This is a genomic window from Streptomyces sp. 3214.6 (assembly GCF_900129855.1).
GTDB classification, from domain to species: domain Bacteria; phylum Actinomycetota; class Actinomycetes; order Streptomycetales; family Streptomycetaceae; genus Streptomyces; species Streptomyces soliscabiei.
The window spans coordinates 6716428-6736363 of sequence record NZ_LT670819.1 but is presented as its reverse complement, the minus strand read 5'-3'; the positions used below and the strand labels follow the sequence as shown (position 1 = coordinate 6736363).

Genomic DNA, 19936 nt, shown 5'->3' with positions numbered 1-19936 from the left:
CCCAACCGTGCATAGCTGACACCAGAAGGGATACGTCCCCCGCGTCGACCTGGAGCGGTTCTGCCGTGAACTCGGCCCCGACTATGTCCTGCTCGTACGCACCCACTACTTCTACGGAACGACCCCCGCCTGGCCGCACTCCAGGAGCGCGGCCTGATCAAGGACGTGTCGAGGTATCCGGTCGTGGAGGATCCTGCCTGGCGGCCGACGCGTTGATCACCGACTACTCCTCCATCATGTTCGACTACGCGTGCCTCGACCGCCCGATCATCACCTACGCGGACGACTGGGAGGTCTACCGCAAGGCGCGCGGCGTGTACTTCGACGTTCTCTCGGACAATCCGGGCGAGACCCCGGGAGCGACGGCGACCACCGAGGACGAGCTGATCGAGACCTTCCGCTCGGGCGCCTGGAACGGCCCGGCGGCAGCTGAGCTCCGCGCGGTCTTCCGCCGCCGGTTCGTCCAGTACGACGACGGAAACGCGGCGGAGCGCATCGTCACACACCTCTTCCTCACCGAGAAGGTCGCGATCCCCCCGGTGCTCCCGCTGCACGAGCGAACACCGGCACCATCAGCAGCAGGGGGGTTGCCCAGGGCCTTCTTCCTGGGCAACCCCCCGCGGACACCGCCCTGACCCGCGCCTGAAGCGCACGATCAGAAAGGCGAACACCCATGGGTTCGCGCTCTCCCCTGTGCAAGGCTGTCATTCCTGCGGCGGGCCTAGTAGGGCTTGGTCAGGTCGGTTGTTGTGGTGCGTGTCCTGCGGGTCTGGTGTGGCGTTGAGTTTGTGTGACTCCGGACGAGATTGCTGCGGTGCGTGGTGAGTTGGAGGCGTTCGCGGCGGAGGTGTTCGAGCCGTTCGCGCGCAAGGACCAGCGCCGGTGGGGGCAGGTCTATCTGCGGGGGCTGCTGACCGACGGACAGCGTAAGTCGGTCGAGCCGATGGCCGCCCGGCTTGGGGAGGACGGCAATCGTCAGGCATTGGCCAACTTCATCACCACCAGCCCCTGGGACCCGGCACATATCCGGGCCCAGCTCGCCTGGCGGATGGAGGAGGCGATCGGGCCCGAGGCCCTGGTCTTCGACGACACCGGGTTCCTCAAGGACGGGAGCGCCTCGGCATGCGTGTCGCGGCAGTACACCGGCACCGCGGGCAAGGTCACCAACTGCCAGGTCGGCGTCTCGCTCCACCTCGCGTCCGACCACGCCTCGGCGGCGGTCAACTGGCGGCTGTTTTTGCCCCAGACGTGGGATCCCGCCTCGCCGAAGGCCGATGCCGACAAGATCGCCCGCCGTGCCGGCTGCGGCATCCCGGACGATGTCGGGCACGTGGAGAAGTGGCAGCTGGCCCTGGACATGCTCGATGAGACCCGCTCCTGGGGACTCGAGGTGCCGCTGGCCGTCGCGGACGCCGGATACGGCGACGCCGCCGCCTTCCGGCACGGACTGCAGGCCCGCGGCCTGAATTACGTGGTGGGGATCTCCACCACGCTCTCCGCCCAGCCCGCCGACGCGGTGCCGGTGGCCGAGCCGTACTCCGGGATGGGCCGCCCGCCGGTGGCGAAGTATCCCGACAAGCCGCAGCCGGTGAAGGAGCTGGTCATCGCGGCGGGCCGGAAAGCGGCCAGACGGGTGCAGTGGCGGGAGGGCTCCCGGCCCGGCACCGGCCGCTCGGGCCGCAAGCGGATGCACTCCCGCTTCGTTGCCCTGCGCATCCGGCCTGCCGGACGCGAGGTCCGACAGATGGCCGACGGCCCGGAACTGCCCGTGTGCTGGCTGCTGGCCGAATGGCCCGCCGGCGAGAGCGAGCCGGTGCAGTACTGGCTGTCCGACCTGCCCTCCGGCATGCCCCTGACCACACTGGTCCGCCTCGCCAAACTCCGCTGGCGCATCGAGCACGACTACCGGGAGATGAAACAGGCCCTGGGACTTGCCCACTTCGAGGGCCGCACCTGGAACGGATGGCACCACCACGTCACCCTCGTCTCCGTCGCGCACGCCTTCTGCACCCTGCAACGACTGGCCCGAGCCCCAAAAGACACGGGGCCGGCCTGAGCCTCTACCAAGTCGTCCGCGAGCTACAGACCCTCCTCGCCCTATGGACCGGCGCCTGCCCCACCTGCCACCGCGACATACCCACACCAATACGGACCTGACCAAGCCCTACTAGGCACCCGGTTCCTGCCGGCCACCAAAGCCACTCCCAAGGAGATGCTGCCGGTCGTCGACAAGCCGGCGATCCAGTACGTGGTCGAAGAGGCCGCGCCGGCGGGTCTTGACGACGTCCTGATGATCACGGGCCGCAACAAGCGCCCGCTGGAAGACCACTTCGACCGCAACTACGAGCTCGAATCGGCGCTCCAGAAGAAGGGCGACGCCGGCCGGCTCGCCAAGGTCCAGGAGTCCAGCGACCTCGCGACCATGCACTACGTGCGCCAGGGCGACCCCAAGGGACTCGGTCACGCCGTCCTGTGCGCGGCCCCGCACGTCGGCCACGAACCCTTCGCCGTCCTCCTCGGTGACGACCTGATCGACCCGCGCGACCCCCTGCCACTCACACCCACCAGCTTCTGCCCGTCCAGGCAGAAACTTGGCCGCGTCACCACTGGGGGAATCCGCGGACGGCAATGGCGGCCTGCCGGGATATCGAAATTTCATAAGCGATCCCAGAGTTCACGCACAAACGGATACAGGGCGCTTCATCGTCCGTTTCCCGAAGCATGAAGGGATGAGTAGTCCTTACTCAACCTTGATCGTTCATGAGTCCCCTCGTTCATGAGTCCCCGTCAGTTTACTGACGGGGACTTGTGTTTGTTCGGGGCCGTCTTTTCGGGGCTGGGGCGGGCCGAAGGCCCGGCTCTCGCATCGGGGAGACACCGGGTTCCACTTCACCGGTGGGGTAGTGCGGATTGTCGGGACGGTCGAAGTGGCTGTCAGCTGGGGTTCGGCAAGGCGTGGAGCCTGACGATCGCGTGGGTGATGACGGCGGTCCAGAACCATCGGGCGGGATGCAGAGCCAGCGGCGGCGGCCGGTGTGCACGAGCTGGACGCCAGCGGAGAACAACCGGAGGCGTTTCACCGCCAGCGGCGTCGCCACGGTGCACCCGAGCTCCATCGCGCTCGTCAACCACCGCTTCGGCGAGCACCGGCATCAAACTCTCCGCAGTCGCCTCCGACATCATGGGCGTCTCCGGCCGGGCCATGCTCGAAGCCCTCATCAGCGGGGAACACGACCCCCAGATTCTCGCGGACCTGGCCAAACGCAAGCTCCGCAACAAGATCCCCGAACTCACCGAGGCGCTGACCGGACGCTTCCGCGAGCACCACGCGTTCCTCGCTCGCCTGTATCTGGACCAGTACGACCAGCTCACAGTGATGATCGACCAGCTCACTGCACGGACCGAGGAGGCGATGGCCCCCTTTCGTCCCGCGCTCGACCTCCTCGACACCATCCCCGGGATCAACCGGGCCGTCGCCGAGGTGATCATCGCGGAGACCGGCGGCGACATGACCCGGTTCGCCTCCGCCAGGCACCTGGCCTCCTGGGCCGGCGTCTGCCCCGGCCACCACGAGTCCGCCGGCCGCACCAAGAACACCAAGGTCCGCCCCGGCAACCCGTATCTCAAAGGCGCCCTCGGACTGGCCGCTCTTGGCGCGGTGAGGACCAAAAACACCTACCTGCAAGCCCGTTACAAACGGCTGACCGCCCGCCACGGACCGATGAAAGCACTGGTCGCCGTCGAGCACTCCATCATCACCGCGATCTGGCACATGCTCACCGACAACGTCCTTGTGGCCCCTCAACGGCCCCTGGAGGTCGATGCGTTCGACGGTCGTCACGGAAGCAGCCATGTCCGCACAGTTCAACCAAGGGGATAGAACCTTCGCACAGCGGATTTCCCTTCCAACGCGCAGAGGCCCCGACCCTCTACTCCGGGCGGAGCCTCTGCGGCCATTTCCGCAGGCCAAACGCTTCCTCGTCACCCTATCCAGCTCAGTCGCCTTCTCCCAGAGCGAGCTGACGGGATCGGGCGGACGTCTGACCCTCGGGTGGTCGGCCCTGTGTCGGTCGACTGCGGTCAGGCTTCCGGACGCCGTGCCGCCGGCTGATCGCTGCTGCCGTGCGCCAGCGAGGCGAGAATCCCCTGGCGGCAGACATCGAGGATTTCGTCCGCCAGCGGAGAATCATCTGGGCATGCCCGCGACAACATGACCGCGCCGACCGAATGAGCGAGCATGTCGATCAGAGTGGTGCGGTCCCCACGCTGGTCCGCATCCGCCGGCGTGTCGCCTGGGGCCTGAAGGACCGTCAGCAACTGCTCGATCCCGGCGGCGAACTCCGCTTTGATGTCCGCCGGCTGACGTGCGGCATCGCCGCTGAGAGCCGCGATGGTGCACCCGCCGCCGCGCCCGTCGCGATGCTCCCGGGAGACGTAGCTCTCGACGAACTCGGCCGGGTCCATGCCTTCTGCCCGTGCCGCGATCTGCGAGAGCCTGCTCGCGGACGCTTCGGCCATCAGGTCGGCCTTGGAACGGAAGTGCTTGTAGAACCCGCCATGGGTGAACCCGGCGGCTGCCATGAGTTCCGCCACGCCGACACCGTCATAGCCGCGCTCGCGGAACAGCCTGACGGCTGTCGCGACGATGTGCGCACGGTTCTGCTCCGCCTGCGCCTTGGTCACTCGCATGGCCGGCCTCCCCTTCCACGATCGATACTCGACGGTCAAGCATACATAGATGCCGATCGACATCTAAAGGCTTGACTTTTTAGATTACGAACGTCATCGTATTGCTCATCCCCACCAGAAGGGCTCAGGCCATGAGCGATACGCATGCCACCGCACCGACTCAGTACATCGAGGTCGACGGCGACCGGTTCGCCTACCGCCGCTGGGGCAAGCCCTCCGGCGTCCCGATCTTCCTGGTCCAGCACTTCCGCGGGGGAATGGACCACTGGGACCCCCTGCTCACCGACGGCCTGGCCGAAGGCCGAGAGGTCATCCTGTTCAACGGGCGCGGCATCGCCTCCTCATCCGGCACCCCGCGCAACCGGATGGAGGACATGGCCGACGACATCGCCGCGGTCATCCAGGCACTGGGGCTGGAGCAGGTCGATCTGCTCGGCTTCTCCATCGGCGGTTTGCAGGTGCAGGAGGTCGCGCTGCGCCACCCGCAGTTGGTGCGCAAGCTCCTTCTGCTCGGCACCGGCCTGCGCGGCGGGGACCCGACGATGGACCCCAAGGTGCCCGAGGTGGCTCTGAATCCGGTCCACAGCCTGGAGGACTTCCTCTTCCTGTTCTTCGGCCGCTCCGAGGCCGCGGTCGAAGCGGGCCGGGCCTTCTGGGAGCGACGCCACCAGCGGGCCGACCAGGACCCGCCGAGCTCGCCCGCAGTCGGGCAGGCACAGTTCGAAGCGTTCATCCCCTACGGGGAACCGCTGCCCGGCGAGAACCCCTACGCCTTCCTGAACGCGATCACCCAGCCGACACTGGTCCTCAACGGCACGAACGACGTGATGATCGCCTCGATCAACTCCTGGCACCTCGCGCAGAACATCCCGAACGCCCAACTGCTGATCTACCCCGACGCCGGGCACGGAGCGCAGTTCCAGTACCCGGAGCGGTTCCTGAAGCACGCGCTTCAGTTCCTCGACGAGTAACCAGCCGCGCGCGAAAGGCGAACGGCACGTCCTGGGTGTGTCCCCCACCCCCGAAGAACCACTTGAGTGGGGCCCGGGGTGACGGCCAGCGGCCGGCTGGACGAGTGAAGGAGGGCGCGGGGCCCGATACGGGCGAGAGCGCAAGCAGGAGACGCGGCGGCGGATCATCGAGACGGCTGGGCGTCGGTTCAAGAGCGACGGGATCGACGGTTCGGGATCGCCGCGCTGATGGCCCAATGCCGGTCGCTCTTGTGGGGGCTGGACACGATTCGCCCCGCCCCGGCGACTGTCAGAACATCGTGTTGTCGTTGGCGGCGGTCTCGGGCACGGCCTGTTCGGAACTCCAGTGCTCGACGATCCTGGCATCGCGGACCCGGAAGAGGTCGATGACCGACCGGCCACGCTCGCCCGGCGTGTCGACGTAGTGGCTGTGCACGGCGACCAGGTCGCCTTCGGCGATGACGCGTTTCGGTGTGACACTCGACTGCGGGAACTTGCCGAAGTAGCTGCCCAGGTCGGCCTTGAGGCCGGCCGCGCCGTCGGAGATGTTCGGGCCGTGTTCGTGGTAGTCGGCGCCGACGTAGGCGTCGATGCCGGTCAGGTCCTTGCGGACCAGCAGCTGGTCGACGAACGGCCCTGGCCAGGGCATCCCCGGCGAAGGCATCCTGGTCGAGGCCGACCACGCCGGCAGGAGGGCCATCGCCGGCCCGGTCGAAGCGGGCGCCATGCGTACCCATGTCGAAGCGGTATGCCTTCTCGCCACGGCCGCCAAGGCACCACGCCCTCGGAGTGCGACCGCACCACGGGCAAGGACGAGCAGGTTCGAGACACGGCTGGCGGCGCCGTCGAGGCCGGCACAACACGTGGTCAGTGTGAGGCGGTCGTGAGGAGTGTATGCAGGCGCTCGGCTGGGGCTTCCCAGCCGAGCGTCTTGCGTGGTCGGCCGTTGAGTTCGGCGGCGACGGCGTCGAGGGGCTGCGCTCCAGCTCGGCCGCGATCTTCCTCACCGGCGCCAGATGGTGCGCTGACCGCACATGGCTCAGCCTTGATGAACGCGGTGCGCCGTCCATGGGACCGTTTCCTCTTCGGGCCGTTCCCTGACCTCGGGCCTGTCTGCCAGACGCACCGGCATCCACGCCGCCTCCAGTGCCGGCCCGGCACTCGACCGTCCGCACGGTGGACGGCAGCTCCATGCCGCCGAACCAGCAAACGGGACCACGAAATCGGCCCGGAAACACTCTCGGCCTGACCCCGGCCGCGCCCTCCCGGCCCCTGTATGGCCCCTGGGTCTTGGGGACGACCCGCAGCGCAGTCGCCCGGACCGAGAGCGGCAACCTTAGACAACTACTCCGCCGCAGGTCAGAGGGGTTGGATCTCCCCGGAACGCTGCCGGACCTCAAACCTACGAGCAGCGGATTCAGTCCGTTCAGGCAAAGTTGACGATCCGACACCCAAAAATGAACGTTTCCGCAGGTCAGAAGCCTGCAAAGGTGGGGCGGGTGGGACTCGAACCCACGGCCGACGGATTATGAGTCCGCTGCTCTAACCGGCTGAGCTACCGCCCCATAGCGGCGTGTCGCGTACATGTGTGCGCGCCGTCTGCCGCAGCATAGCCGCTCATACGATCTCACGCTTCGGCTGGTGGACCTTGCACGACCATGAGGACTGCGCCCTGGCCTGCACGGTTCCCGTCGGCGTGAGACCGACATGAAAAAGGACCCCCATGGGGTCCTCGTTCACGATGCTCCCCCGACTGGACTCGAACCAGTAACCTGCCGGTTAACAGCCGGCTGCTCTGCCAATTGAGCTACGGAGGACCGAGCTCCCCCGACTGGACTCGAACCAGTAACCTGCCGGTTAACAGCCGGCTGCTCTGCCAATTGAGCTACGGAGGAATGCCTCGTTGCATCGAACGTACCTACCTGGGTATTCGCCAGGGGGCGCTCGCTCGCTGCGACACATACATTAGCGCAAGCTGGGGGGTGCTCCGCCAATCGGTTCCCCCGGCGCCGATGCCGTGCCAGGGACCTACACGAGGGAAGGTGGCCGTCATGCGCTACAAGCTCACGTTCGTCGTCGGGCTGGCTCTGGGTTACGTACTGGGCACGCGTGCCGGGCGCGAGCGCTACGAGCAGCTGAAGAAGTCGGCGCAGCAGGTCGCCCAGAACCCCGCGGTGCGCAACACCGCCGAGACCGCCGCCCACCAGGGCCGCCAGTACGCGGGCAAGGCGTACCACGCGGTCAGCGAGAAGGTCGGCGACCACATGCCCGAGTCGGTCGCGGGCCGGGTCCGCGCTCTGAAGGAGCGCAGCGCCCACAACGGCGGAGGCGACGACTGGGGCACCAGCAACACGTAACGGCATCTCTGCGCGCGGGCGCGACCAGCCAGAACGCACCCGCCGGGCAAGAACAGACCCAGTCGTACGGTCTCCACGGCCAAACCCAAGCGGAGTGTGCGGCAGAATTTTCGCCATGGGGATAGTCGCCGGGTTGGACAGTTCGCCCGATTTCACTCGTATCGTCGTCTGCGACGCGGACAGCGGAGCCGTGCTCCGGCAGGGATACGCGCCGCATCCGATGGAAGGCGCCGAGAGCGGTGGGCGGCCCTCCGATGTCGATCCGCAGGCCTGGCTGCTGTCCCTGGGCGAGGCCGCGGGCGGTGGGCTGCTCGAAGGGGTGCAGGCCATCGGGGTGTCCTCGCAGCAGAACGCCGTCGTGCCGCTGGACTCGCAGGGCAACACCGTGCGTCCGGCGATGGTGGGCGGTGACAAGCGGGCGCAGGTCGCGGCGGCCGATCTGGTCGACGCGCTCGGCGGGCGCGAGGCCTGGGCGCAGGCGGTGGGGTGTGTGCCCCAGGCGGCCCAGCCGGTGACCAAGCTGCGCTGGCTGGCGAAGAACGAGCCGGACGCCGCCGCGCGGACCGCCGTGCTGCTCCAGGCCCACGACTGGCTGGTGTGGCAGCTGCTCGGGCGGCCGGTCAGGAGGACCACCGATCGGGGTGGGGCCTCCGGGACCGGGTACTGGTCGGCGGCCACCGGCGGTTATCGGCCGGATCTCGTGGAGCTGGCGCTCGGTCACCAGGCCATGCTGCCCGAGGTGATCGGACCGTCCGACAAGGCCGGTACGACGCCGGAGGGGCTGTTGATCTCCGCGGGGACCGGCGAGACCATGGCCGCGGCCCTGGGGCTCGGGATCGGGCTCGGCGACGCGGTCGTGTCGTTGGGCGCCTCCGGGTCCGTGATGGCCGTGCACCCCGAGGCGCTCGTCGACCAGAGCGGGATGATCACCTCCCTGGCGGACGCGACCGGCATGCACCTGCCCGTCGTCACCACCCTGAACGCCGTACGGACCCTGCGGGGCGCCGCCGAGCTGGTCGGGGCGGCCGATCTGCAGGCGCTGTCGGACCTGGCGATGAAGTCGACGCCGGGGTCGCACGGGCTGGTCATGCTGCCCTATCTGGAGGGTGAGCGGACGCCGAACCTGCCGCACACCGCCGGGACGCTGGCCGGGCTGCGGCGCGAGTCGATGAAGCCCGAGCACTTCGCGCGGGCCGCCTTCGAGGGCATGCTGTGCGGGCTCGCCGACGCGCTCGACGTGCTGCGCGGCCGGGGCGTGGACGTGCGGCGGATCTTCCTGCTCGGGGCGGCGGCCGAGCTGCCGGCCGTGCAGGCGGCGGCGCCCGCCCTGTTCGGGGCGCAGGTCGTCGTACCGCAGCCGGCGGACTACGCGGCGATCGGGGCGGCCCGGCAGGCGGCGTGGGCGCTCGGGGTGTCGCAGGGCACCCTCGATCCGCGGAATCCGCCGGCCTGGCAGGGGGCGGCGGCGCAGGTCCTGGACCCGGGTGAGGAGCTGGCCGTGGGGCAGGCGGTGCGCCAGCAGTTCGTGTCGGTGCGGGAGCAGACGCATCCCGGGGCGTTTCGCCCGTAACGCCCCTCCTGGGGCTCTCCACGGAAGGCCGTAAAAACACTGCTGTCGGCTTAATGGGTTGAGGTAACGCGGGTGGAGTGTCCGACGATAGGGGCCAGGGGCAACCGAATGCCCAAGCCCCGCCCGTCGACTCCGAGAGACGTAGCGTGCTCATACGACTGCTGAGGACGTACCTCAGGCCTTATCGAAAACCCATCACCCTGCTGGTGCTGCTGCAGTTCCTGCAGACCTGCGCCACCCTCTACCTGCCCACGCTCAACGCCCACATCATCGACAAGGGCGTCGTCGAGGGGGACACGGGATACATCCTGTCCTTCGGCGGCGTGATGATCGGCATCTCGCTGGCGCAGGTCGTGTGCAACATCGGCGCCGTCTACTACGGCGCGAAGACCGCCTCGGCGCTCGGCCGGGACGTGCGCGCCGGCGTCTTCGACCGGGTGCAGTCCTTCTCCGCCCGGGAGGTCGGCCACTTCGGCGCGCCCACGCTGATCACCCGGACCACGAACGACGTCCAGCAGATCCAGATGCTGGCCCTGATGACGTTCACGCTGATGGCCTCGGCGCCCATCATGTGTGTGGGCGGCATCGTGCTGGCGCTCGGCCTGGACGTGCCGCTGTCCGGGGTGCTCGTCGCCGTGGTGCCGGTGCTGGGCATCTGCGTGACGCTGATCGTGCTGCGGCTGCGGCCGCTGTTCCGGTCCATGCAGGTGAAGGTGGACACCGTGAACCGGGTGCTGCGCGAGCAGATCACCGGCAACCGGGTCATCCGCGCCTTCGTGCGCGACGAGTACGAGGAGGGCCGGTTCCGGAAGGCGAACACCGACCTGACGGACATCTCGCTGAAGACCGGCAACCTGCTCGCACTGATGTTCCCGGTGGTCATGACCACGGTGAACCTGTCGTCGATCGCGGTGGTCTGGTTCGGCGCCCACCGGATCGACAGCGGCGGGATGCAGATCGGTGATCTGACCGCGTTCCTCGCCTATCTCATGCAGATCGTCATGTCCGTGATGATGGCCACCTTCATGTTCATGATGGTGCCGCGCGCGGAGGTGTGCGCCGAGCGCATCCAGGAGGTGCTGGACACCTCGTCGTCCGTGGTGCCGCCGGTGGCGCCCGTCACCGAGCTGCGCCGGCACGGGCATCTGGAGATCCGGGGCGCGGGCTTCCGCTATCCGGGCGCCGAGGAGCCCGTCCTCAAGGCCGTCGAGCTGGTGGCGCGGCCCGGGGAGACGACCGCCGTGATCGGCTCGACCGGCAGCGGCAAGTCCACGCTGCTCGGGCTGGTGCCCCGGCTGTTCGACGCCACCGAGGGCGAGGTGCTCGTCGACGGGGTGCCCGTCGCGGAGGTCGACCCGGTGCTGCTGGCCAAGACCGTCGGGCTGGTGCCGCAGAAGCCGTACCTGTTCGCGGGCACGGTCGCCACCAATCTGCGCTACGGCAATCCGGACGCCACGGACGAGGAGCTGTGGCACGCGCTGGAGGTGGCGCAGGCCAAGGACTTCGTCAGCAAGCTGGAGAACGGCCTGGACTCCCCCATCGCGCAGGGCGGGACGAACGTCTCCGGCGGGCAGCGCCAGCGGCTCGCGATCGCCCGTACGCTCGTGCAGCGGCCGGAGATCTACCTCTTCGACGACTCCTTCTCCGCCCTCGACTACGCCACCGACGCGGCGCTGCGGGCGGCGCTCGGACGGGAGACGGCCGAGGCGACCGTCGTGATCGTCGCCCAGCGGGTGGCGACCATCCGCGACGCCGACCGGATCATCGTCCTCGACGAGGGCCGGGTGGTCGGCACGGGCTCGCACCGCGAGCTCATGACGGACAACGAGACCTACCGGGAGATCGTGCTCTCCCAGCTCACGGAAGCGGAGGCTGCCTGATGGCCGGGCCCATGGGGCGCATGATGGCCGGCACCGGTCCCGACAACCGCTCGCTGGACTTCAAGGTGTCGGGCAGGCGGCTGCTCGCCCAGTTCAAGCCGGAACGACTCACCCTCTACACGATGCTGGCCTGCGTGACGCTGAGCGTCGGCCTCAGCGTGGTCGGGCCGAAGATCCTCGGCAAGGCCACCGACCTGGTCTTCGCGGGCATCATCGGACGGGAGATGCCGGCCGGGACGAGCAAGGAGCAGGTCCTCGACTCGATGCGGGAGCGCGGCGAGGGCAGCGTCGCCGACATGCTCAAGAGCACCGACTTCACGCCCGGCAAGGGCATCGACTTCGACGCGGTCGGCGAGGTCCTGCTGTTCGCGCTCGGCGTGTTCCTCGTCGCCGGTCTGCTGATGGCGGTGGGGACGCGCCTGGTCAACAGGGCCGTGAACCGCACGATGTTCCGGATGCGCGAGGACGTGCAGACGAAGCTGTCGCGACTGCCGCTGTCGTACTTCGACAAGCGCCAGCGCGGTGAGGTGCTGTCCCGTGCGACGAACGACATCGACAACATCGGGCAGACGCTCCAGCAGTCGATGGGCCAGCTCGTCAACTCGCTGCTGACGATCATCGGTGTGCTGGTGATGATGTTCTGGGTGTCGTGGCTGCTCGCGCTGGTCGCGCTGGTGACCGTGCCGCTGTCGTTCGTGGTCGCCACGCGGGTGGGCAAGCGGTCGCAGCCGCACTTCGTGCAGCAGTGGCGCACCACCGGCAAGCTCAACGCGCACATCGAGGAGATGTACACGGGGCACACGCTGGTGAAGGTGTTCGGCCGCCAGGAGGAGTCGGCCGAGCAGTTCGCCGAGCAGAACGAGGCGCTGTACGAGGCCGGGTTCAAGGCGCAGTTCAACAGCGGGGTCATGCAGCCGCTGATGATGTTCGTGTCGAACCTCAACTATGTGCTGGTGGCGGTGGTGGGCGGGCTACGCGTGGCGTCCGGCTCGCTCTCCATCGGTGATGTGCAGGCGTTCATCCAGTACTCGCGCCAGTTCTCGATGCCGCTGACGCAGGTCGCGTCGATGGCGAACCTGGTGCAGTCGGGCGTCGCCTCGGCCGAACGGATCTTCGAACTCCTGGACGCGGAGGAGCAGGAGGCGGATCCGGTGGCGGCCGAGCGGCCCAAGGAGCTGCGCGGGCGGGTGGCGCTGGAGGGCGTGTCCTTCCGGTACGACCCGCTCAAGCCGCTGATCGAGGACCTGTCGCTGGCGGTGGAGCCCGGCCACACGGTCGCCATCGTCGGCCCGACGGGCGCCGGCAAGACGACGCTGGTGAACCTCCTCATGCGGTTCTACGACGTCTCCGGCGGGCGCATCACCCTCGACGGCGTCGACATCGCGCGGATGTCCCGCGACGAACTGCGCGCCGGGATCGGCATGGTGCTCCAGGACACCTGGCTGTTCGGCGGCACCATCGCGGAGAACATCGCGTACGGCTCGGCGCGCGAGGTCACCCGCAGCGAGATCGAGGAGGCGGCGCGGGCCGCGCACGCCGACCGGTTCGTGCGCACCCTCCCCGACGGCTACGACACCGTGATCGACGACGAGGGCAGCGGTGTCAGCGCCGGTGAGAAGCAGCTGATCACCATCGCGCGGGCGTTCCTGTCCGACCCGACGATCCTGGTGCTCGACGAGGCCACCAGCTCCGTCGACACCCGCACCGAGGTGCTGATCCAGAAGGCGATGGCGAAGCTCGCGCACGGGCGTACGTCGTTCGTCATCGCGCACCGGCTGTCGACCATCCGGGACGCCGACACGATCCTGGTGATGGAGAACGGCTCGATCGTCGAACAGGGCGCGCACGCCGAGCTCCTCGCGGCCGACGGGGCGTACGCGCGGCTGTACCAGGCGCAGTTCGCGCAGGCGGTGGCCGAGGTCGACTGACGGTCTCCTCGTCGGGGGCTTCTCGGGGGCTTCTCGGGGGCTTCTCGGGGGCTTCTCGAGGGCTTCTCGAGGGCCGCTCGCATCGGGTGACGGCGAGCGGCCCTTTCAGTCCAAGTAGCCCCGCAGTTGGTCCGCGAAGGCGTGGTCGCGGAGTTTGTTGAGGGTCTTCGACTCGATCTGCCGTATCCGTTCGCGCGTCACACCGAAGATGCGGCCGATCTCCTCCAGGGTGCGCGGGCGGCCGTCGGCGAGGCCGTAGCGGAGTTGGACCACCTTGCGCTCGCGCTCGCCGAGCGTCGACAGCACGGCCTCCAGGTGCTCGCGCAGCAGCAGGAACGCCGCCGACTCGACGGGGCTGGTGGCGTCGCCGTCCTCGATGAGGTCGCCGAGGGCCACGTCGTCCTCCTCGCCCACCGGGGCGTGCAGGGAGACCGGTTCCTGGGCCAGCCGCAGCACCTCGCCGACGCGCTCGGGCGCCAGGTCGAGCTGGGCGGCGACCTCCTCGGGGGTGGGCTCGTAGCCGCGTTCCTGGAGCATGCGGCGCTGGACGCGGACGACCCGGTTGATGAGCTCGACGACATGGACGGGGACGCGGATGGTGCGGGCCTGGTCGGCCAGCGCCCGGGACATGGCCTGACGGATCCACCAGGTGGCGTACGTGGAGAACTTGTAGCCGCGGGCGTAGTCGAACTTCTCGACCGCCCTGATCAGGCCGAGGTTGCCCTCCTGCACGAGGTCGAGCATGGTCAGCCCGCGCCCGATGTACCGCTTGGCGACGGACACCACGAGCCGCAGGTTGGCCTCGATCAGCCGCCGCTTGGCCATCCGGCCCATGACGACCAACCGGTCGAGGTCGAGGGCGAGTTCGCTGTCCAGGTCGGGTGCGCCGCTGAGCTTCTCCTCGGCGAACAGGCCCGCCTCCACGCGCCGCGCCAGCTCGACCTCCTCGGCCGCGGTGAGCAGCGGGATCCGGCCGATCTCACGCAGGTACTGGCGGAACAGGTCCGAGGAGGGGCCGCTGTTGTCGGCGGTGCGGGCGCGGGGCGGTATGACGGGCTCGGGGGCCTCTTCGAGCAGCTCGGCGGTCGGCTCGACCTCCTGCTCGGCCTCGAGCTCGCCCGCCGTCGCCGGCTCCGCCTCCGGTTCCGTCTCGGCTTCCGTCTCCGTCTCGGCTTCCGTCTCCGTCTCAGATTCTGTCTCCGGGTGGTGCGCGGCACGCTGCTGCGGCGGGACCGCGACGAGGACGTCGGTCTCGGCGTCGGCTTCCGCGCCGTCGGCCGCACCGGTGGTCGTGCCGGTGGTCGTGCCGTTCGTACTGTCGGCAGTGCGGTCGGTGTGGGTCAGGGTCTGGGTCTGGGTCTGCACGGGGGCGACCTCCAGGATGATCGCTGCTGAGGTGAGCAGCAGCGGTACTACGGGGGCGGAGTCGGCGGCCACGCCGCTGTCGTCCGGGATCGGCCGCGCTCCGAGGACTCAGGCACCGCAACCCAGTGTGGAGTACGACACATCACCGCCACGAGGGGCGTGCGGTGACTTTTTGCGTCCGACCCGTGACCGCCACTCGGTCACGGCCGTAAACCCGGATGCCCGTCCCACCCCTGGTCTGGGACGATGCGCCGGTGTCCGCCTCCCTGTACGAAACACACGTGACGGTCCGCTGCCCCGGCCCGACCGAGTCGCGGCGGCTGCGCCGCTGGGCGGCCGCGGCCGGTCTCAAGCTGACGCACATCGTGCTGGCCCGTGGCCGGATGCGCGAGCAGCCCATGCTCACCCTGTCCGGGTCCCGGACCTACGCCGAGGAATCCGCTCGGGCGCAAGACGTGGTGGCACGGCTCGTGGCGGACGGCTTCCACCCCGTGCGCGTGAAGATCGAGTCGACGCCGTGGGCTCCGGAGGTGCCGCGCGAACCGTGCGGCGGCGGGCAGTACTTCGAGCACCACCTGAAACTGCTGCTCGACGCGGACGCCGACCTGACCGCGCTGGCGGCTCGGGTCGTCCCGTACGGCGCCCATCTGTCGTGGAACGCACGGCGGGTGGCCGTGGGTGGGCGGCACGAGCGGTTCGTGACCCAGCGGTGCCACGGGGTGGACGCCGAGGGGGCGGGGCGGGCGCTGGAGGAGTTGCTGACGGAGTTGCGGGGGTTCGACGTGCGGGATGCGGAGCGGGAGTTCGTGCTCTACGACAGTGACCTGTCGGTGGACGACGGGTGGATCGAGGAGACCGTGGGCGTGCCAGGCGTGCGAGGGGTGCGGGGATGAGCGGGTCGTGGCAGGACTGGAAATGGTCGGGCGAGTTGCCCAGGGAGCCACTGGACGACCGGGCACGCCTGGCCCAGCAGCTCCCGCGCACCGTGCGGACCGTGCCGGGCGAGGAGGTGACGCAGCGGCTGATCTTCGACCCGGCCATGAAGCAGTACCCGAACGCGTACCGCGCCGCCGACCCCGCGTTCGCCGACCCGGCGAAGACCGAGGCGTGGCGGGCGGCGCGGCGCAGGGCGCTGGACCTGGCTCTCGCCGCGATCTCCGATTCGGAGTGGGTGGACTCGCTGGTGCTGCGCGGCAGCGTGCTGATGTCGGCGTGGTTCGGAGACGCCGCCCGCGAGCCGGGTGACCTGGACTTCGTCGTCGTACCGCAGCAGTGGGGGATCGACGACCCGCGGACGGCCCGGATGCTCGACGCGATCGCGGCGGCGGCCGAGGCGCTGGCAAGCGCGCGTGGGCCGCAGCTGGGGATCTCCGCGGCGGGCGCGGCGGTCGAGGACATCTGGACCTACGAGCGGGTGCCGGGCCGACGCATGGTGCTGCCGTGGTCCGCGCCCGGGCTGCCCGGCGGCCATGTCCAGCTCGACTTCGTCTTCAACGAGAAGCTGCCCGAGGCGCCCGAGCCGGTGGAGCTGCCGGGCGGGTCGGTCCTGCTCGCGGCGTCCCCGGAGCTGTCGCTGGCCTGGAAGCTGATGTGGATCATCAACGACATGTACGCGCAGGGCAAGGACCTCTACGACGCGGTGCTCCTCGCCGAGCGGTATCCGCTGCCGTACGAACTGCTGCACGAGGTGTTCCGGCTCTCGGGCGAGTGGCCGGTCCCTTCCCGCGAGAAGATCCTGTTCGAGGACGTGGTCGAGGGGGTGGGGTACGTCGAGTGGAACCACTTCGTCGACGAGTACCCGCAGTTCAGGGACGACGAGCGGGAGTTCGCCGAGCGGCTGGTGCGTGCGGTGGGGTCGACGTTCGAGGGGCTGTCAGAGGGCGGCGGCGCCGTGCTCTCGTAGGGCCTGGTCGTACTGCTGCAGCACCCACAGCTCGTTCTGTACGGCGGCCAGTTGGGCGGGGTCGCCACCTGCGCCCAGTCGGGTCAGCTGGGACTGGACGTCGCGGATGCGGCGCTCTACGGCGCGGCGGCGGACGGTGACCAGTTGGGCGCCGGCGTACATCTCGTCCACCGTCTTGCGCATGATTGGCTCGACGGCGAGTTCGGTCACCATGGCGCGGACGGTGTCGTCAGGGGCGGCCTCGCGGACGCGGATCAGGTACTCCTGGCCGTCCTGTACGCCCCACTCGGCGCCGCCCGCGTCCAGGACCGTCTGGCGTACGGCCGCGTAGGGGGCGGCGGTGAACTCGTCGACGCCGTACGCGTCGAAGGCCGGGGAGACCAGCTCCGGGCGCTGCAGGGCGAGCTTCAGCAGCTCGCGCTCGGTGGCGTAGACGGGGTTGCGGAGGGTGAGGGCGGGGCCAGCGGTGGCGGGGCGCGGGGCGGCGTCGTACTGCTGGCGGCTGCGGCTGCCCGGCGCGGGGCTCTTGCCGCCGCCGTCGCGGGCCCAACGGGCCAGCTGGGCGACCCGCTTGACGACGAACTGGGTGTCAAGGATGCCGAGCATGCCCGCGAGCTGGACGGCGACCTCGTGCTGGGCGCCGCTGTTCTTGATGCGGGCGACGATGGGCGCCGCCTCGTCCAGCGCGGCGGCGCGGCCGCCCGGGGTGTCGAGGTCGTAGCGGACGACGATCTGGCGCAGCGCGAACTCGAAGAGCGGGGTGCGGGGTTCGACGAGGTCGGCGACCGCCTCGTCGCCCTTGGCGAGGCGCAGGTCGCAGGGGTCCATGTTGTCGGGCGCGATCGCGATGTACGTCTCGGCGGCGAACTTCTGGTCGTCCTCGAAGGCGCGCAAAGCCGCCTTCTGGCCGGCCGCGTCGCCGTCGAAGGTGAAGATGACGCGGGCCGATCCGTTGTCCATGAGCAGCCGGCGGAGGATTTTGATGTGGTCGCCGCCGAAGGCTGTGCCGCAGGTTGCGATGGCTGTTGTCACTCCGGCGAGGTGGCAGGCCATCACGTCGGTGTAGCCCTCGACGACGACGGCCCGGCTGGTCTTGGCGATGTGCTGTTTGGCGAGGTCGATGCCGTACAGCACCTGGGACTTCCGGTAGATCGCCGTGTCGGGCGTGTTGAGGTACTTCGGCCCGTTGTCCGCCTCGTACAGCTTGCGGGCGCCGAAGCCGACGACCTCCCCGCCGATGTCACGGATCGGCCACATCAGCCGGCCCCGGAAGCGGTCGATGGGGCCGCGGCGGCCCTCCTGGGAGAGGCCGGAGAGGAGGAGTTCCTTGTCGGTGAAGCCCTTGCCGCGGAGGTAGCGGGTGAGGTGGTCCCAGCCCTGGGGGCTGTAGCCGACGCCGAAGTGGACGGCGGCGGCCTGGTCGAAGCCGCGCTCGGCGAGGAAGATCCGGCCGGTGTCGGCCTCGGGGCTGCTGGCGAGCTGTTCCGCGTACCACTCGGCGGCGATCTTGTGGGCCTCGACCAGCCGGATCCGTTCGCCGCGCTGGTGGGAGGGGTTGTAGCCGCCCTCCTCGTAGCGCAGGGTGATGCCGGCCTGGCCGGCGAGGCGCTCGACCGCCTCGGAGAAGGTGAGGTGGTCGACCTTCATCACGAACGTGATGGTGTCGCCGCCCTCCTGGCAGCCGAAGCAGTGGAAGAGTCCCTTGCTCGGACTGACCTGGAAGGACGGCGACTTCTCGTCGTGGAACGGGCACAGACCCTTCAGGTTGCCGCCGCCCGCGTTGCGCAACTGGAGGTACTCGGACACCACGGCGTCGATCGGGACCGCGTCCCGTACCGCCTTCACGTCCTCGTCGTTGATCCGTCCAGCCACGAGGTGATTCTACGGGGCGGGGCCGACACTCCCGGGGCCACTACGAGGCCAGGTCCTCCAGGGGAACGTGCGGGTCGGCCAACGCCTCCGTGTTCACCGGGGTTCTCGACGTGATCAGCTTCTGGATCGGCTCTGTGACGTCCCACACGTTCACGTTCATCCCGGCCAGCACGCGGCCCTCCTTGACCCAGAACGCGATGAACTCCCGCTTGCCCGCGTCGCCCCGGATCACCACCTCGTCGTACGTCCCCGGCGGCGCCCACCCGCTGTACTCCATGCCCAGGTCGTACTGGTCGGAGAAGAAGTAGGGCACGCGGTCGTAGGTGACGTCCTTGCCGAGCATCGCGCGGGCGGCGGCCGGACCGCCGTTCAGCGCGTTGGCCCAGTGCTCCACACGCAGCCGGGTGTCGAAGAGGCCGTGCGGGAAGGACGCGACGTCGCCGGCCGCGTGGATGTCGGGGTCGGAGGTGCGCAGCTGGGCGTCCACCGCGATGCCGCCGCCGTGGGCGCGGTCGGCGAGGGTGAGGCCGGCCGCCTCCGCGAGGCCGGTGCGGGGGGCCGCGCCGATCGCCGCGAGGACGTCGTGCGCCGGGTGCTCCTCGCCGTCGTCGGTGCGGGCGGCGAGGACCATGCCGTCCTGGCCGACGATCTCGGTGAGCCGGGCGCCGAAGTGGAAGCGGACTCCATGCTCGCGGTGCAGGTCGGCGAAGAGGCCGCCCAGTTCCGGGCCGAGCACTCCGTGCAGCGGGGTCGGCTCCGGTTCGACGACGGTGACCTCGGCGCCGTACTCACGGGCCGCCGCCGCGATCTCCAGGCCGATCCAGCCGCCGCCGGCGATCACGATGTGGCCGTTGTCACGGCCGAGGGCGGCCAGGACGCCCTTGAGCCGCTCGGCGTGCGCGAGCCGCCGCAGGTGGTGCACGCCCGCCAGGTCGGTACCGGGGATGTCCAGCCTGCGCGGCTCGGCGCCGGTGGCCAGGAGCAGCTTGTCGTAGTGGACGAGCGTGCCGTCGTCACCGAAGCGGACCGTCTTCGCGGTGCGGTCGATCGCGTCGACGGTCTGGCCCAGGTGCAGCTCGATGTCGTTCTGCGCGTACCAGGCGGGCTCGTGCACGAAGACGCTCTCGCGCGTCTCCTTGCCGAGCAGATAGCCCTTGGAGAGCGGCGGACGCTCGTAGGGGTGGTCGCGCTCGTCGCAGATCAGTATCACGCGGCCGGTGAAGCCCTCCGCCCTCAGCGTCTCGGCCGCCTTCGCGCCGGCCAGGCCTCCTCCGACGATGACAAATGTCTGATCCGCGTCGACCACGTGATGCCTCCTCGTAAGCGTGCCGCCACATGCGAGCGTCCCGCACGCAGCGTGATGGGGGAAGGGGGACGTGCCCGATCAAGGCACGCCGGGGC

13 protein-coding genes, 3 tRNA genes and 4 pseudogenes are annotated in these 19936 nt (G+C 69.4%); 11 read left to right on the top strand and 9 right to left on the bottom strand.

The features are described 5' to 3' along the window. Positions 1 to 19 precede the first annotated feature (19 nt). From B5557_RS30435 to B5557_RS30415, 4 genes and pseudogenes are all read left to right on the top strand, one after another. Positions 20 to 635 (top strand): annotated as a pseudogene (locus B5557_RS30435) (CDP-glycerol glycerophosphotransferase family protein); the annotation flags it as partial. Positions 636 to 790: 155 nt separating this feature from the next. Then, positions 791 to 2056: an IS701 family transposase gene (locus tag B5557_RS30430; protein WP_079658614.1), complete on the top strand. Its 1266-nt coding sequence runs from the start codon at positions 791 to 793 to the stop codon at positions 2054 to 2056. A gap of 111 nt (positions 2057 to 2167) precedes the next feature. Beyond that, positions 2168 to 2551, top strand: a pseudogene (locus B5557_RS30420) (UTP--glucose-1-phosphate uridylyltransferase); the annotation flags it as partial. Between the two features lie 600 nt (positions 2552 to 3151). Then, a pseudogene (locus B5557_RS30415) lies at positions 3152 to 3793 on the top strand (transposase); the annotation flags it as partial. 287 nt (positions 3794 to 4080) lie between these two features. On the opposite strand, the gene B5557_RS30410 reads toward B5557_RS30415, so the two are convergent. Further along, positions 4081 to 4689, bottom strand: a complete 609-nt coding sequence (locus tag B5557_RS30410; RefSeq protein WP_079665092.1) for a TetR/AcrR family transcriptional regulator — start codon at positions 4687 to 4689, stop codon at positions 4081 to 4083. A 131-nt stretch (positions 4690 to 4820) separates the two neighbouring features. On the opposite strand from B5557_RS30410, the gene B5557_RS30405 reads away from it, so the two are divergent. Further along, a complete protein-coding gene (locus B5557_RS30405) occupies positions 4821 to 5660 on the top strand; it encodes an alpha/beta fold hydrolase (protein WP_079662449.1) in 840 nt (279 codons plus the stop codon). A 289-nt stretch (positions 5661 to 5949) separates the two neighbouring features. Here B5557_RS30405 and B5557_RS30400 read toward each other — a convergent pair whose 3' ends face one another. From B5557_RS30400 to B5557_RS30380, 5 genes and pseudogenes are all read right to left on the bottom strand, one after another. After that, complete coding sequence (locus tag B5557_RS30400; RefSeq protein ID WP_231976076.1) at positions 5950 to 6309, bottom strand: nuclear transport factor 2 family protein; 360 nt, start codon at positions 6307 to 6309, stop codon at positions 5950 to 5952. 218 nt (positions 6310 to 6527) lie between these two features. Then, positions 6528 to 6680 (bottom strand): annotated as a pseudogene (locus B5557_RS46335) (IS30 family transposase); the annotation flags it as partial. A gap of 471 nt (positions 6681 to 7151) precedes the next feature. Then, a tRNA-Ile gene (locus B5557_RS30390) sits at positions 7152 to 7225 on the bottom strand. 179 nt (positions 7226 to 7404) lie between these two features. Beyond that, a tRNA-Asn gene (locus tag B5557_RS30385) sits at positions 7405 to 7477 on the bottom strand. 5 nt (positions 7478 to 7482) lie between these two features. After that, a tRNA-Asn gene (locus B5557_RS30380) sits at positions 7483 to 7555 on the bottom strand. A 156-nt stretch (positions 7556 to 7711) separates the two neighbouring features. Here B5557_RS30380 and B5557_RS30375 point away from each other — a divergent pair. The 4 genes from B5557_RS30375 to B5557_RS30360 all read left to right on the top strand — a co-directional run bounded on the left by B5557_RS30375 (position 7712) and on the right by B5557_RS30360 (position 13395). After that, positions 7712 to 8017, top strand: a complete 306-nt coding sequence (locus B5557_RS30375) for a YtxH domain-containing protein (RefSeq protein WP_159424448.1) — start codon at positions 7712 to 7714, stop codon at positions 8015 to 8017. A 115-nt stretch (positions 8018 to 8132) separates the two neighbouring features. Further along, positions 8133 to 9587: a xylulokinase gene (locus B5557_RS30370; RefSeq protein ID WP_079662445.1), complete on the top strand. Its 1455-nt coding sequence runs from the start codon at positions 8133 to 8135 to the stop codon at positions 9585 to 9587. A 146-nt stretch (positions 9588 to 9733) separates the two neighbouring features. Further along, entirely contained in the window at positions 9734 to 11467 is a 1734-nt protein-coding gene (locus B5557_RS30365; RefSeq protein WP_079662444.1) for an ABC transporter ATP-binding protein, read from the top strand. Then, positions 11467 to 13395: an ABC transporter ATP-binding protein gene (locus tag B5557_RS30360; protein WP_079662443.1), complete on the top strand. Its 1929-nt coding sequence runs from the start codon at positions 11467 to 11469 to the stop codon at positions 13393 to 13395. Before B5557_RS30365 ends, B5557_RS30360 begins: the two co-directional genes overlap by 1 nt. Positions 13396 to 13500: 105 nt before the next feature. Here the strand turns inward: B5557_RS30360 and B5557_RS30355 are convergent, their stop codons facing one another. Further along, positions 13501 to 14832 carry an RNA polymerase sigma factor gene (locus tag B5557_RS30355; protein WP_079662442.1) on the bottom strand — a complete coding sequence of 444 codons (1332 nt, stop codon included), beginning with the start codon at positions 14830 to 14832 and terminating at the stop codon, positions 13501 to 13503. A 146-nt stretch (positions 14833 to 14978) separates the two neighbouring features. On the opposite strand from B5557_RS30355, the gene B5557_RS30350 reads away from it, so the two are divergent. Together B5557_RS30350 and B5557_RS30345 are read left to right on the top strand one after the other, a co-directional pair. Further along, entirely contained in the window at positions 14979 to 15653 is a 675-nt protein-coding gene (locus B5557_RS30350; protein WP_079662441.1) for a hypothetical protein, read from the top strand. Then, positions 15650 to 16663 (top strand): nucleotidyl transferase AbiEii/AbiGii toxin family protein, encoded by a 1014-nt coding sequence (locus tag B5557_RS30345; RefSeq protein WP_079662440.1) that lies wholly within the window; start codon positions 15650 to 15652, stop codon positions 16661 to 16663. The genes B5557_RS30350 and B5557_RS30345 overlap by 4 nt, the downstream gene beginning before the upstream one ends. Here the strand turns inward: B5557_RS30345 and dnaG are convergent. Further along, on the bottom strand, positions 16634 to 18535 hold the full coding sequence (dnaG, locus tag B5557_RS30340) for a DNA primase (RefSeq protein ID WP_079662439.1): 1902 nt from the start codon (positions 18533 to 18535) through the stop codon (positions 16634 to 16636). The genes B5557_RS30345 and dnaG overlap by 30 nt on opposite strands. 40 nt (positions 18536 to 18575) lie before the next feature. Further along, positions 18576 to 19841, bottom strand: coding sequence for an NAD(P)/FAD-dependent oxidoreductase (locus B5557_RS30335; RefSeq protein ID WP_079662438.1), 1266 nt, complete (start codon positions 19839 to 19841; stop codon positions 18576 to 18578). Positions 19842 to 19936: the final 95 nt, after the last annotated feature.

What these genes read in the sequence shown, in the direction of transcription:
- B5557_RS30360 (WP_079662443.1), top strand. Translation starts at nt 11,467, where the DNA reads ATGGCCGGGCCCATGGGGCGCATGATGGCCGGCACCGGTCCCGACAAC.
- B5557_RS30405 (WP_079662449.1), top strand. Translation starts at nt 4,821, where the DNA reads ATGAGCGATACGCATGCCACCGCACCGACTCAGTACATCGAGGTCGAC.
- B5557_RS30345 (WP_079662440.1), top strand. Translation starts at nt 15,650, where the DNA reads ATGAGCGGGTCGTGGCAGGACTGGAAATGGTCGGGCGAGTTGCCCAGG.
- B5557_RS30370 (WP_079662445.1), top strand. Translation starts at nt 8,133, where the DNA reads ATGGGGATAGTCGCCGGGTTGGACAGTTCGCCCGATTTCACTCGTATC.
- B5557_RS30410 (WP_079665092.1), bottom strand. Translation starts at nt 4,689, where the DNA reads ATGCGAGTGACCAAGGCGCAGGCGGAGCAGAACCGTGCGCACATCGTC.
- B5557_RS30375 (WP_159424448.1), top strand. Translation starts at nt 7,712, where the DNA reads ATGCGCTACAAGCTCACGTTCGTCGTCGGGCTGGCTCTGGGTTACGTA.
- B5557_RS30350 (WP_079662441.1), top strand. Translation starts at nt 14,979, where the DNA reads ATGCCCGTCCCACCCCTGGTCTGGGACGATGCGCCGGTGTCCGCCTCC.
- B5557_RS30400 (WP_231976076.1), bottom strand. Translation starts at nt 6,309, where the DNA reads ATGCCCTGGCCAGGGCCGTTCGTCGACCAGCTGCTGGTCCGCAAGGAC.